We start from the raw sequence: 13,180 nt of genomic DNA on the forward strand, positions 1-13,180 counted from the left end.
AAACACCGAACCTAGAGGGGAAAACTCACGCCCTTTACAAACGTAAAGCTTTTAAGCAAATGAATACGTTTGGGCACGGTGATCGCAGATGAGGAGACTCATGATAGCACTCTCGTACGCCGCACCCGTGATGCTCATCATCAGCCTGCTTGCATTGGCAGCGTGACATCGGAACCCCAAAGAATAGGGCAAACGTCCAAAAATCTTCCTTTTTTCTCCCAAATTTTGACACGCGTCCAAAGGAACGTCCGAAAAACAGAAATACCACCGGTCATCAGTTATGCCGGTGATCCCCATGGAGGCAGTCGGTTTGATAAAGGCAAGGGGGGAGGGCCAAACCCTCCGCTGAGAGCGTTGAGAGCTTTGGTTTTGAGGAGCTGCTGTACGACATCCTGAAGGAAGGTCTTTTCTGGGCCGCCCTCGGCCGGCCGTCTGAAGTGATGCCGTTTCTGAGGGGCAAGCTTTTGGGCAACGGCTACAGCGAGCGGGCAAAGGGGGAACTCGAGTGGCTGCTGGACCAGCTGGAGAGCTACTACAACTACGTCTCGAACAACGGGCGCGTGGAGGAGAGGCACCTGCGTGCAATAAAGTCATTCTACAGGGACATCATAGTGGTTCTATCCATGGGCAGGGCTTAGCTTTTTAACCCCTTTCTTCTACTCCCTCGGGGATGATGAGGGAAGTTTCGCCCGAGCGGTGAGGAGACTCGCATGGGCTGACCATCCCCTACTTTAGGTCTTTTTCAGAGGTTCCACGCTTGTCCTCCAGCAGAGTTTTATGCATAAAACTATAATGCATCACACTTTTATGCACCCACGACCCTCAACCTTTTAAACGGCTCTTCTCTTCGCTCACCGGGAGCAAGGATGGCAGAAAAAGAAACCCTCACCAAGTTCATCTCTCACCTCAAGGAACTCGTCGAGCTCGAGAGGAAGGCCGAGATAGAGGCGATGAGGTTAGAGATGAAACGCCTCTCGGGGAGGGAGAGGGAAAGGCTCGGGAGGGCGATTTTAGGGCTCAACGGAAAAGTGATCGGTGAGGAGCTGGGTTATTTTCTCGTCAGGTACGGCCGCGATAGAGAAATCAAGACCGAGATAAGCGTTGGTGATTTGGTCGTAATCAGCAAGAGGGACCCCTTGAAGAGCGATTTGGTAGGAACCGTGGTCGAGAAGGGAAAGCGCTTTCTAACGGTCGCCCTTGAAACCGTCCCCGAGTGGGCGCTCAAGGACGTTAGGGTCGACCTCTACGTCAACGACGTAACCTTTAAGCGCTGGCTAGAGAACCTTGAGAACCTCCGCGAGAGCGGGAGGAAGGCTATGGAGTTTTACCTCGGCCTAAGGGAGCCAGAGAAAGGCGAGCCTATCGGATTTACCCCCTTTGACAAAGGCCTCAACGCGAGCCAGAGGAGGGCAATAAGCCTCGCCCTGGGAAGCCCGGACTTCTTCCTAACCCACGGTCCCTTCGGAACCGGCAAGACGAGAACGCTCGTTGAGCTGATACGGCAGGAAGTCAATAGGGGCAACAAGGTTCTGGCAACGGCCGAGAGCAACGTCGCCGTTGACAACCTCGTGGAGAGGCTTGCGAACTCCGGTTTAAAAATTGTGAGAATCGGGCACCCGAGCAGGGTGTCGAAAAAGCTCCACGAGACAACCTTGGCTTACCTAATAACCCAGCACGAGCTCTACGGCGAACTGAGGGAGCTTCGCGTCATCGGCCAGAACCTGAAGGAGAAGCGAGACACCTTCACCAAACCAGCCCCAAAGTACCGGAGGGGACTGAGCGACCGCGAGATTCTCAGGCTGGCATCAAAGGGGATAGGTGTGAGGGGCGTTCCGGCCCGCTTAATCCGCGAGATGGCGGAATGGATCAAGCTAAACGAGCAGGTGAGCAAAACTTTTGATGATGCGAGAAAATTAGAGGAGAGGATCGCGAGGGAGATCATAAGGGAGGCAGATGTTGTCCTAACGACAAACTCTTCAGCGGGCCTCGATGTCGTTGACTACGGCTCCTACGACGTGGCAATAATAGACGAGGCGACGCAGGCGACCATCCCGAGCGTCCTAATCCCAATAAACCGCGCTAAACGGTTCGTTCTGGCGGGGGACCACAAACAGCTCCCGCCGACGATACTGAGCGGGAGGGCCAAGGAGCTTAGCAAGACGCTCTTCGAGGGCCTGATCGAGCGCTATCCCCAAAAGTCCGAGATGCTCACCGTTCAGTACAGGATGAACGAGAGGCTAATGGAGTTTCCGAGCAGGGAGTTCTACGGCGGAAAGGTCAAAGCCGATGAGAGTGTGAGGGGCATAACCCTCTCAGACCTAGGGATCGAAAGCCCCGAGTTCGACTATTCGTGGGACAAAATACTAGAACCGGGGAACGTGCTCGTATTTATCGACACCTCTAAGAGGGAAGACCGCTTCGAGAGACAGCGCAGGGGAAGCGAGAGCCGCGAGAATCCCCTCGAGGCCACCCTGGTCAATGAGACCGTGAAGAGGCTCATCGGAATGGGTGTTAAGCCGGAATGGATCGGAGTCATAACGCCCTACGACGACCAGAGGGATCTGATAAGTTCCCTCCTGCCGGAGGAGGTTGAGGTGAAGACCGTCGACGGCTACCAGGGCAGGGAGAAGGAGGTAATAGTTCTGTCTTTCGTCCGCTCCAACGAAAGGGGTGAACTCGGCTTCCTGAGGGATTTGAGGCGTTTAAACGTCTCGCTTACTAGGGCGAAGCGGAAGCTAATAGCCGTTGGAGATTCCTCGACGCTGAGCACCCACCCGACCTACAGGAGGTTTATCGAATTCGCAAGGGAGAAAGGAACCTTTGTGCAGCTCGAATAGACAGAACCAGGCAATAATTAAAGGTTTAATGAATTGAACGATCCCATAATTTGGAGAGAATACAAAGCAACCTGCCGCGAAGGCGTCAAACTGCCACAGAGATAGATGTCGTGTTGATTCAAATTCAAGGTTTCCCAGTTTCGATTAAACTTACACTCCCTCCCCGAGAAGGCGTTATTGGGACCCTCTCGCCCACCCACTGCACCAGAATCCCCAAAAGGACGGGGAAACCAAGATGGATCAGTCACCGGTGCATCAAGGGCGTGAAATACCCAAAAACGGCCCTCTGAAGCCGAAGAGTACGTTGTTGAGTATTGTACCTACTCGAAAAGTTTATATGATCTTCCCGCGGAAAGGATGATAGGGTTTAATATAACAAGCGCCGTGGCTTCAATCCGCGAGCTGTGAAGGTGATCCCTATGAGCAGGTATACGGTTGAACGTGTAAAGACCGGCATCCCCGGTTTCGATGATCTTTTGGGTGGCGGCTTCCCAAAGGGCACCACCGTACTTGTCACCGGGCCAACGGGTACCGGAAAGACTACTTTTGCGGTGCAGTTCGTGTACAGGGGGGCGGAACTATACGATGAACCTGGGGTCATAGTCACCCTCGAAGAGAGGGCCCAAGACCTCAGGCGCGAGATGCTCAGCTTTGGGTGGGACATCCAGAGGTACGAGGAGGAGGGGAAGATAGCGATAATCGATGGTGTCAGCTCCGTTGTCGGCCTCCCTTCTGAGGAGAAGTTTGCGCTTGAGGATGGGTTGAACGTTGAGGGTTTTCTGAGGTACGTATACCGCGTCGTTAAGAACATAAACGCTAAGAGGCTCGTCGTGGATTCAATCCCGTCTATTGCAATCAGGCTGAAGGAGGAGAAGAACATCAGGGAGGTTCTCCTCAGGCTGAACACGATACTCCTTGAAATGGGCGTTACCTCGATCCTGACCACTGAAGCCGAAGACCCCAAGAGGGGCAAGATAAGCAAGTACGGGGTCGAGGAGTACGTTGCTAGGGGCGTTGTTCTTCTGGATCTGGTTGAGAAGGACGTCGAGCTCAAACGCTACCTTTTAGTCAGAAAGATGAGGGAAACCAAGCATTCAATGAAGAAGTACCCCTTTGAAATCACGGAAGAGGGGATAGTGGTCTACCCCAGCGGCGAAATATACTGAAGTCGGAGAGTGATAGGAAGTGACAGCCAACCGTATCGAGACCGGTGTAATTGACTCTCTCATTCAGGGGGGCATACCCGAGGGAAGCGTCGTGCTCGTCATCGGGGACCCCAAGTCGGGCAAAACGACCTTTCAGATGCAGTTCCTCTACAATCAGGTCGTCCTGCGCGGAATGCCCGGTCTCGCGATCCTAGTCGACCTTTCCAAGAAGGAGTTCCTCGAGATCGCGAGGGAGTTCGGCTGGGACTTCTCCCCGATACTCGACGAATACCTCTACCTGATAGACGCCTACTCCCACAGGATAAAGAGCGCCCCCAAGTTCTCCTTCTCCGAGGACGTCATAATCGACCCGTCCAACCCGATCCAGATAGCGAAGTTCGTCAAAGAGACCACAACAGGGTTGGTCTCAAGCGGGCACACGGGCCAGATGGTGGGGGTTATAACCTCCATAACGCCGCTCTTCTTTGAGAGCGAGCTCGTCGAGATATACAAGTTCCTCGAGGAGCTCAAGGACATAGCCCACCGCTACAAGCAGGTCTGGTTCATTGAGATAAACACGGGCGTCGAAAAGCCCGAAGTGGAGGCCATGGTGAAGGCCATAGTGGACGGGATAATAGAGCTCAGGATGTTCGAGGAAGGAAGAACACTGAGGCGCTACCTCAGGGTCTACGGCATGAGGAGAACGTCGCATTCCCTTTCGTGGTTCCCCTACGAGATAAGCCCGAGCGGGATCGTACTCCGCGGATGACGTTTGTTAATTACTCCGAAAAGTAAAGTTTTTAAAGCCGCTGTTTAACTATTCTCGATGGTTAAGACGGGACTCCTATCCGCGGTATTACTTGTGGGGGCCCTCCTCTCGGTCGCGGCGATGTACGCTGTGACGCCTGGTGAAGCCGGGTCCAGCACGTTCGTTGGGGTCTGCGTAAAGACGGGAGAAGGGTACGCCATCCTCTTCAACGGAACCTCTACGATCCTCGTACCCAAACCCCTTGAAACCGGAAAAGTGTACGCGGTTGAGGGCGAGATCGAGGAGAGAAACGGGCTCCAAAGGATCTCCGGCAGGTACAGGATAAGGGAGGCCAGATCGGCACCGTTTCCAACGGAAACCCTTCAAGGCGCCTACTGGATCAGGAAGGGGAAGCCCTACCTTCTAACCCCCGACTGGGTCGAGCTATCGAGGCCGCTGGACGCCCCAAAGGGATCTAGGGTGAAAGCCTCCGGCCTCAGGTACGGCTCAAAGTTCTACCCAGTGGAGTACTCGGTAATAGAAAACGCGTCCGGGGAGTTTGATGACGGGATGCCTGCTAAGATAAGGGGCGTCGTGCTCGGACACTTCGGCTCAAAGAACAGGATCGTGGTGTGGAACGGCAGCGAGAGGCTCTACGTTTACCTCCCCTACGGTCAAACTGTGAGTGTGGGAAAGGCCGTGGAGATACTGGGCAGGGTGAGCATCACGTCCCGAATCAACGTTTACGTGGACTCCAGAGGGGACGTCCGGGTTCGCGGCTACCCCACGAGCGTGCCCATAAACGAGTCCTCAACGGGCGAGATCGGGGAGGGAACCTGCACGGTGGTAAGGGTAGAAAAAAGCGGCCTCTCCCTCGATTGCACGGATCTCAAGCTCAAGGGGGTTCAGGCAAGGGCCGGGGACGTGCTGAGGGTGAAGGCCCTCAACACCGGCTCGTACCTCAGGTGCATCCAGTGCGGCATCGTGAAGGATAGGAAAGAGCTCCCAAACGGAATATGTAACCCAGCGAAGGGCAGATTCTCCAGGATACAGGGAAAGGTGGAGTGGGTGAAGACCTACAGGAACGGCTTTGGGATAGCCAACGTAACCAACGGCCCCTGCTGGGTTCTTCTAAAGCTCCCCAAGTCCCTGGGCGTAAGCTTAAGCGAAGGGGAGCGAGTCACGGCCTACGGCTTCTTCACAACCTACCGAGGCGAGAGGGCCTTTGAAGTGGGCTCGGGTGACGACGTGTGCTCAGGGAACTGCTGAAAGGTTTCGTCCTCGGAACATTCACGGGACTAACCCCGGGAATCCACGTCAACACTCTGGCCGAGCTGGGGGGATCGTTTGGGCTTCTCTTCGCCATGGGACTGACCCACACGTTCCTTGACGCGTTTCCGTCCACCTTCCTCGGGGTCCCAGACGAGGGAACGGCCCTCTCGATCCTCCCGGCACACAGGATGGTTCTGAGGGGAAAGGGGAGAGAAGCGATATGGCTGGCCCTTCTTTCCAGCCTTCTGGCGGTCCACTTCACTTTTCTCCTCGTTCCCGTCTACCCCAACCTAGCCAAGCTCTACACGCCCACAGCCGGGAAAGCGGCTGTAGCCTGCCTAATGGCGTTTCTTCTGATCACGGAGAGAAGGGGAAGGAGAGCGAGGGCCGCGGTAATAATGGTTCTGTCAGGGCTTTTGGGGTACGCGGTTCTGAGGGGTTTTCCCGCGAGGGAGCCCTTCTACCACCTGTTCACTGGACTCTTCGGCGTGCCCGTGATCATGACGGCGATGGGAACCCGAGAACTTCCGGAACAGGAGGCTCAGCCCAGAATAGGCCTCAGGGATCTCCTGGTCTTCTCCTTCGCCGGAACGCTTCTGGGAATGCTCTCCTCCCTTCTCCCAGCGTTCACGGCATCGATGGGAGCGACCATAGCGACGATCTTCTCAAAGGGCGACAGGAATTTTCTGCTCGCTGCATACTCGATAAACACCTCGAACTTTCTCTTTGGGATCCTGAACTACTCACTGACGGGCAGAACTAGGAACGGTGTGACTGTGGCCATGGCAAGGAACATGGAGACCGTCCCGGGAACGGAAAGGCTGATCCTCTACTCCCTGTTCGTGGGATTCCTCGCGGTTCTGACAGGTATTTACCTCATCGACGCTTATCTCCTGCTCCTGAGAAAGGCGAGCTACAGGCTGGTAAACGGGGCGGTTCTGATCTCCCTGATCTCCCTATCCTTGTATTTTGACGGACCGGTGGGTCTTTGGGTACTGGCAACTGCCGCGGCAATAGGCTACCTCGCGGGCCTCTGGGGGGTTAGAAGAACGAACTGCATGGCAGTCCTGATGGTGCCCCTGCTCGCAAGGTGAGAAGAGAAAAATCAGGAGCTTTTCTCCCTCTGAACCCGCTGGAAGCCGGAGTAGTCGGTGACTATCCTCTTGCCGTCGAGGGTCTCGAAGTAGACCTTCTTGATCTTGACCCTCTTGACGTCCGTGTACTTCATCTCGGGGGGATCGTAGGAGCCGGGCTCGACCACTTCGTCCTCCACAACGTACGTCTTGAGCTCCGGCTGGCCGACGTACTTCCAAACCTCGTAGAAAACCTCGGGGTCGAGGTGTATCTCCCCCTCGAGCTCTATCCAGTCCGCACCGACGTCCTCCAGAAACTCCCTGACGACTTCAAAGTGCATAGAATCACCCCTCAACATATACGGCCCCGGAGGTTAAATACCTATCGCTGGGAGGTTTTGAAACCATTGAAACCGATCCCCAATGTTGTCAAACTTCCAACCCGGACAACCTTTTAAAGGCCGGAACGTAGGGGTTCCGGTGGTGAGAGAATGGCGAGGGTGATCGTTGACGCCCAGGCGGCGAGAGCCATAGGGAAGGGCGCGATGATAGTGTTTAAGAAGGGCGTGGTGAGAACCGAGGGGAACTTCGAGCCCGGGGATATAGTCGAGGTCTACACCCGCGGCGGCAAGTTCCTTGGCAAGGGCTTTGTCAACCCGAACTCCAACATAATGGTCAGGCTCATAACGAAGGACCGCGAGACTGAGGTCAACAAGGAGCTCTTCCGCGAGAGGATCAGGAAGGCCAACGAGTACCGCAAGAAGATCCTCGGCTACGATAAGGCCTATAGAATGGTCTACGGCGAGGCCGACTACCTGCCGGGCCTCATAGTCGACCGCTTCAACGAGATAGCCTCCGTTCAGATTTCGAGCGTCGGCATGGAGCGCTTCAAGCTCGATCTAGCTGAGGCCATTATGGAGGCTGAACCCGAGATAGAGACCGTCTTCGAGAAGAACACAGGCCGTTCGAGGAGGAGGGAGGGCCTGCCGGAAATCGAGCGCGTCCTCCTCGGCAAGGAGAAGTACAGGACGGTTATAGAGGAAGGCAAGGCCAAGTTCATCGTCGACATGCGCGGGCAGAAGACGGGCTTCTTCCTCGACCAGAGGGAGAACCGCATTGCACTGGAGAAGTACGTCAAACCGGGAATGCGTGTTCTGGATGTCTTCACCTACACAGGCGGCTTTGCCATCCACGCCGCCGTTGCCGGCGCCGACGAGGTGGTGGCTGTAGACAAGTCCCCCTGGGCCATCAACATGGTGAAAGAGAACGCGAAACTGAACGGCGTCGAGGACAGGATGAAGTACGTCGTTGGCTCCGCCTTCCCGGTCATGGAGGAGATGATAAAGCGCGGTGAGAAGTTCGACATAGTGATCCTCGACCCTCCGGCCTTCGTCCAGCACGAGAAGGATCTCAAGCGCGGATTGAGGGCTTACTTCAACGTGAACTACGCTGGATTACAGCTCGTCAAGGAGGGCGGGATACTCGTCACCGCTTCCTGCTCCCAGCACGTCGACATGCAGGCCTTCAAGGACATGGTCATCGCGGCAGCGGCAAAGGCAGGGAAGTTCCTCAAGCTCCTCGAGCCCTACAGGACTCAGGCGCCTGATCACCCGATACTCATGGCCTCGAAGGACACCGAATACCTGAAGGCACTCTTCCTCTACGTGGAGGACATGAAGTGAACTAACAGCCGGCCGTTTTCCTTTTTATCGACCATTCAGAACTGCTCATATACGCTCTCCCGCTTTCCGAATTTGATGACGAGGATAAGGAGCTTCTCCCTGTGGAGCTCGTAGATTACCCGATAACTGCCCAAACGGGCCCTGAACGTGTTCTCCCTTCCCTTGAGCTTTTTGACCTCAAACTTTTCAGATGGAATCGGATTGAACCTGAGCTCTTCAACCAACTCTCCAAATTTTTCGCGCACTTTTTCGGGGGCGTATCGGAGTCCTTTCAGAACGTTCCTGTGGAGGAGAACCTCATAGGGCATTCAGAACACCTTATAGGCCGAGTTCCTCCTTGGCTTTTTCCCAAGGGACTCCATTCTCAAGGGTTTCTTTGGAAAGTTTCTCAAGCTCCTTAAGCTCTTCTTCGCTGAGTTCCTCCTCTTCGAGCTCTCTAGCCTTCAACTTGAGGAGCTCCTCCTCTATCTCGTCCAGTTTTTTCCTCATGAGCTGGATGTCACGGAGGATTAGGGCAACGTTTATGCTCTCCCCCATCAAACCACCAATTGAAGCTGAGCCCTTCATGACTTAAACCTTGCGCGTCTTTCCGATAGCTATCAGACCCCACGGCGAAAAGACTTTATATCATCCCAGCAAGCACCCCAGAGAAGGTAACCCATGGATTGTTCTTATTCGAGGTATCAGTAGTTACAAGAAGAGGGACGATGAGGAGAAAGCACCTCCTCTGAGACCGGCGTGAGTGCTGAGACGCCCACGGTCTGAGTCCTACTCTATTTCCCTTTTTACCACTTAAAACCTCTCCATGAGCCAAGACTCGAGAGAAACTGGCTCTATTGAAACGAGTCTTTTTCCTCCTAGGATAAGCTCGTTTATTTTTTCGACATCGTTGATGACGACGGTTCCATCGTCAAAGCTCGCCTTGAACCCGTTCATTCCCCTAAGCTCATCCCCACGAAGGTTGCCAATAACCCTCCCGTTTCTCAGCAGAACTAGGCTGTCGATTCGTTCAACGTTTGTAAACACGTGCGAGACTATGACTACATTAACCCTGCTCCTCAGCCCTATAAAAACCTCCATCATGATCTTTCTGGCCGTTATATCAACGTTACTAAAGGGCTCATCAAGAAAAATCACCCTTGGAAACCCCACAAAGGCGCTCGCCACTAGAAACCTCCTCTTGTACCCCTGCGACAGTTCCGAAAATCGCTTTTCCCTGACCTTCTCAAGCTGAAAGAGCGATATGATTTCATCGGAGTTATCGTTCCCCCTAATCTCCCCAACAGCATGGAGGTAGTCCTCAACCCTGACAAAGCCTGGAAAAATGGTTTTCTCAAAGGCAAAGCCGATCTCCCCTGGCTTCAGGTCGAGGTAGTGCCTTCCGAGGATCTTCACTTCCCCGGAGTCCGGTTTAATGATATTGCTCATTATCTTGATGAACGTCGTCTTTCCGCTCCCGTTAGGCCCGAGTATGAAGGAAATTCCCTCATCCAACGCAAAACTGACCCCATCAAGCGCCTTCACGTTGTTGTAGGATTTACTCAAGTTTGAGCACTCTAACAGCATACGCCCATCCCACCCCGATGAGAGCCAGCACCACAACACCTGTCAGGGAAACTCCGATCTTGGGGGTTATCCTCACAGTTTCCTCGCTTCCAGCCCTTTGCACAGAGATCACTCCAACGGCCCGGCCTCTAGTTCTAAAGGTCCCTCTGAAACTTCCTTCTAGGGTCAGGACTGTCACGTTGGATCCAGAGACGTCGTAGGTTCCGGCAAAGGGCAGTATCAGTTCCTTCATGAAAATAGAGTAGCTCTTTCCTTCGGGGTTCCCGAAGGATGTGAAGTGCAGCATAACTTCACTCTGAGAGGCATTAAAAAGGATGAAAGAGGTTGTGACTATAAAAGCGAGGGTAGAGATGGCCAACACCCTGGTAAGCCTCAATAGTAATCCCCCCTCTCAAAGGCTCTGAGGGCCGCTAGGGGAGAGACCGCAAATATCGAAAGGCCGAATATAACGTAGAGCTCCATGCTCTGCCCACCGGAGAGGAGGGACTCAAAGACTCCAATGAATGGAAACAGCAACTCCCCGTAGTTTCCAGCGAAGAGAAAAATCCCAACCACAAGAAAAGATGAGAGCAGGGGGTAAACGTTGTCCCCAAGCAGGGATCCAACCATCGCGGGCAGAAAGATGCCCCACAGTGACGCCAAGAACGTCGAGATAAGGAGGGCCCCCAAAAGTCTCGGGGTTACCTCGATCCCAGTGAATGGCAGAAGAATAGCCGATCCCGCACCAAGCAAAGTGGATATGAAGCCAGCGTAGAGGAAAAGGGGAATGATTCTCTGGAGGAAGACCACCCTCTTGCCCCTGAGGAGCCCGATCTCGTTTATTATCGAGCCTTCAGCAATGGCCCTGCAGAACGTCATCGAAGTCAGAGCGGAGAGGGTGAGGAAAGAGCCCACAAGGAGGGTCTTGATGCCGTTTCCAAAGGCCTTTATCTGGGCCCTCAGAGTTTCCGACAGAAAAGGCTGAAGCATTTTCTTAAAGTTGGAAATCACCTCATCTATTCCGCTTTTCTGAGCTGTCTTCATGAACTCTGCATCGCCGAGGTTTCCAAGATCAAGTCCCAAAAAAGCGTGCCACGCTACGTAGAGCACTATGGCGGGAGCGAGGACCATCAAAAGGATAACGCCCCTGCTGGATCCGATCTCAAGGGCCGCGTACCTCATCCTCTGCCCCTCCTAAGAACCAGACCTGAAACTGCAATACCGAGCAGTAAGGGGATCATCATGTAAAGCCTCCTATCGTCACCCTCCCTCTCCTGGAGAGCCCTGAGCACGTCCTCAGACGGGGCTAGCTGAAAGCTCAGCATCACAGGGCCGTGATAGATTCCAAAGGGATCCGAGGGAAAGAGAACATCTGCACCAACGACGTAGCGGGATTTAGTCATGACGTCTGCGTATCTGAGGCTAATAGAATTCTCGCAGGTCACGTTCTTTGTGGCTATGCTGGCTGAGCAAAAGAGGTACTCGAAAGTTCTGGTTGAGTAAAGCTCCAGAGCATCGGCAACATTAACCCCGGTGCCGTTGGTCAGCTCAGCCCTCACGGTCTGGTACTTCTCCCTTCTCAGGAACTCGAAGATATGGAAAGGCTTTGATTTGTCGGGCTGGAGGAAGAGAAAGGGGAAGAAAACCCTAGTACCGTTCAATTCAAAGGTGTTGCTTTTCCTATCTACCAAAAAGCTTACGGTGATCGTTTTGTTGAGAACCCTGTCACTGAGAAGGCCGAGTTCTGTTAGATTCCTTAGGTAAAACGAGGGATCATCGAATCTGAATTGCAAGGTTATCCTCACGTTTTTCCCGAGATCCTCAAATCCCACCACCTTAACCCAGCCTTTGTAAACGACGTTTCCGCCAGAGGTGTTCGTGAGAAACGGGACCGTCGTGTAGGTTTCACCTCCCGTCTGATTTAAAGACACTACGACCACACTGCCTTCAACCTGGGGGAAAAGGTTTGTCGAACCGGCAACTATTCCAGATATGGAAGAGAGGACCAGAACAAAAGCCACGATCAAACCCACAGTCTTCATATTTTGTCACTCCCTTCCATTGTACGGGAACTACATAGTGTTATACTCAAACTACATCTGCCAAGGGTGGTATATAAGAGTTTCTCCGCTAGTGTCTTAAAATCAGGCTGTGCCTCCAACGAGTTCCAGCTTTGAAGCGGACGTCCCTGACCGAGTAGCCCAGTTCTTCTCCCTTTTCCACTATCGCTCCTATCAGCGGCTCTTTATCAGGCAGAAACAGGGCGACCTTTCCGCCCGGCTTCAAATAGTCCAGCGCTTCCTCGATGAGCCTCACCGAGAACCCCTCGCCGTACCTTCCGCCGCCGACCCCTTCCCACTCTGTCAGAACGCCCCTCGTCGGCCTTTCATAGTAGGGCGGAGCTGAAAAAATCACATCAAAGCGCTCCCCCTCCGGGATGACCCCCCTTATTATTCCTCCGTTGCTCTTGAGCAATCTCACCCCAGCGTTATTCCTCTCGATGTTCCCCCTAGCGTATTCAAAAAACTCCTCGTCGAGCTCTGTCGCGGTAACGTCGCAGCCAAAGAGCCTCGCCGCCATGAGGGCCATCATGGCGGTATGTCCCGTTCCAATCTCCAGAACCCTTTCACCACCCCTCAAAAACGTCTTCAGGAAGAGGTAGCGCGAGACCGGTGTCGTGACGAGCCCCTTCGGGTGATACTCAATATCGAGCCCGAAGAGGGCTTTCGCTATGGCTTTGTTGTAGAGCATCCTGGCCTTTCTGTTCGAGAAGTCGAGCCTTCCGCGTTCGTCGAGGTATTCCTCCAGCTCGGGGAAGATTTTGACGGCTTCCCCGAGGGGCAGTCCGAGCTTTCCGTCCTTCCAGGTGGGCATGGTT

General features: G+C 54.0%; 15 protein-coding genes. 7 read left to right on the forward strand and 8 right to left on the reverse strand.

Going from position 1 to position 13,180, the window contains the following annotated elements; translation table 11 throughout:
* Window positions 1–440: 440 nt before the first annotated feature.
* The 6 genes from ACZ5AM_RS10115 (at window position 441) to ACZ5AM_RS10140 (ending at window position 7,096) form a co-directional block, all read left to right on the forward strand.
* Window positions 441–638, forward strand: a complete 198-nt coding sequence (locus ACZ5AM_RS10115) for a hypothetical protein (protein ID WP_464914819.1) — start codon at window positions 441–443, stop codon at window positions 636–638.
* 228 nt (window positions 639–866) lie between these two features.
* The gene (locus tag ACZ5AM_RS10120; RefSeq protein WP_464914820.1) at window positions 867–2,837 is read left to right on the forward strand and encodes an IGHMBP2 family helicase; all 1,971 of its coding nucleotides are present in this window, start codon (window positions 867–869) and stop codon (window positions 2,835–2,837) included.
* 419 nt (window positions 2,838–3,256) lie between these two features.
* A complete protein-coding gene (locus ACZ5AM_RS10125; protein ID WP_464914821.1) occupies window positions 3,257–4,003 on the forward strand; it encodes an ATPase domain-containing protein in 747 nt (248 codons plus the stop codon).
* Window positions 4,004–4,022: 19 nt separating this feature from the next.
* Complete coding sequence (locus ACZ5AM_RS10130) at window positions 4,023–4,751, forward strand: RAD55 family ATPase (RefSeq protein ID WP_464914822.1); 729 nt, start codon at window positions 4,023–4,025, stop codon at window positions 4,749–4,751.
* A 57-nt stretch (window positions 4,752–4,808) separates the two neighbouring features.
* Window positions 4,809–5,999: a hypothetical protein gene (locus ACZ5AM_RS10135; protein WP_464914823.1), complete on the forward strand. Its 1,191-nt coding sequence runs from the start codon at window positions 4,809–4,811 to the stop codon at window positions 5,997–5,999.
* The gene (locus ACZ5AM_RS10140) at window positions 5,981–7,096 is read left to right on the forward strand and encodes a tripartite tricarboxylate transporter permease (protein ID WP_464914824.1); all 1,116 of its coding nucleotides are present in this window, start codon (window positions 5,981–5,983) and stop codon (window positions 7,094–7,096) included. Before ACZ5AM_RS10135 ends, ACZ5AM_RS10140 begins: the two co-directional genes overlap by 19 nt.
* An 11-nt stretch (window positions 7,097–7,107) precedes the next feature.
* On the opposite strand, the gene ACZ5AM_RS10145 is transcribed toward ACZ5AM_RS10140, so the two are convergent.
* A complete protein-coding gene (locus tag ACZ5AM_RS10145) occupies window positions 7,108–7,416 on the reverse strand; it encodes a DUF5748 family protein (protein WP_464914825.1) in 309 nt (102 codons plus the stop codon).
* 150 nt (window positions 7,417–7,566) lie between these two features.
* Between ACZ5AM_RS10145 and ACZ5AM_RS10150 the strand changes: the two genes are divergently transcribed.
* The gene (locus ACZ5AM_RS10150; RefSeq protein WP_464914826.1) at window positions 7,567–8,757 is read left to right on the forward strand and encodes a class I SAM-dependent rRNA methyltransferase; all 1,191 of its coding nucleotides are present in this window, start codon (window positions 7,567–7,569) and stop codon (window positions 8,755–8,757) included.
* 35 nt (window positions 8,758–8,792) lie between these two features.
* Here the strand turns inward: ACZ5AM_RS10150 and ACZ5AM_RS10155 are convergent, their stop codons facing one another.
* From ACZ5AM_RS10155 to ACZ5AM_RS10185, 7 genes are all read right to left on the reverse strand, one after another.
* Window positions 8,793–9,065: a type II toxin-antitoxin system RelE family toxin gene (locus ACZ5AM_RS10155; RefSeq protein WP_464914827.1), complete on the reverse strand. Its 273-nt coding sequence runs from the start codon at window positions 9,063–9,065 to the stop codon at window positions 8,793–8,795.
* Window positions 9,066–9,075: 10 nt separating this feature from the next.
* Window positions 9,076–9,294, reverse strand: coding sequence for a hypothetical protein (locus ACZ5AM_RS10160; protein ID WP_464914828.1), 219 nt, complete (start codon window positions 9,292–9,294; stop codon window positions 9,076–9,078).
* 255 nt (window positions 9,295–9,549) lie between these two features.
* Entirely contained in the window at window positions 9,550–10,359 is an 810-nt protein-coding gene (locus tag ACZ5AM_RS10165) for an ABC transporter ATP-binding protein (RefSeq protein ID WP_464914829.1), read from the reverse strand.
* Entirely contained in the window at window positions 10,295–10,699 is a 405-nt protein-coding gene (locus ACZ5AM_RS10170) for a hypothetical protein (protein ID WP_464914830.1), read from the reverse strand. Before ACZ5AM_RS10170 ends, ACZ5AM_RS10165 begins: the two co-directional genes overlap by 65 nt.
* Entirely contained in the window at window positions 10,696–11,484 is a 789-nt protein-coding gene (locus tag ACZ5AM_RS10175; protein ID WP_464914831.1) for a hypothetical protein, read from the reverse strand. The genes ACZ5AM_RS10170 and ACZ5AM_RS10175 overlap by 4 nt, the downstream gene beginning before the upstream one ends.
* Window positions 11,481–12,344 (reverse strand): hypothetical protein, encoded by an 864-nt coding sequence (locus ACZ5AM_RS10180; protein ID WP_464914832.1) that lies wholly within the window; start codon window positions 12,342–12,344, stop codon window positions 11,481–11,483. Before ACZ5AM_RS10180 ends, ACZ5AM_RS10175 begins: the two co-directional genes overlap by 4 nt.
* An 88-nt stretch (window positions 12,345–12,432) precedes the next feature.
* Window positions 12,433–13,176: an RlmF-related methyltransferase gene (locus ACZ5AM_RS10185; RefSeq protein WP_464914833.1), complete on the reverse strand. Its 744-nt coding sequence runs from the start codon at window positions 13,174–13,176 to the stop codon at window positions 12,433–12,435.
* Window positions 13,177–13,180: the final 4 nt, after the last annotated feature.

It is taken from the genome of Thermococcus fumicolans, from assembly GCF_055386755.1.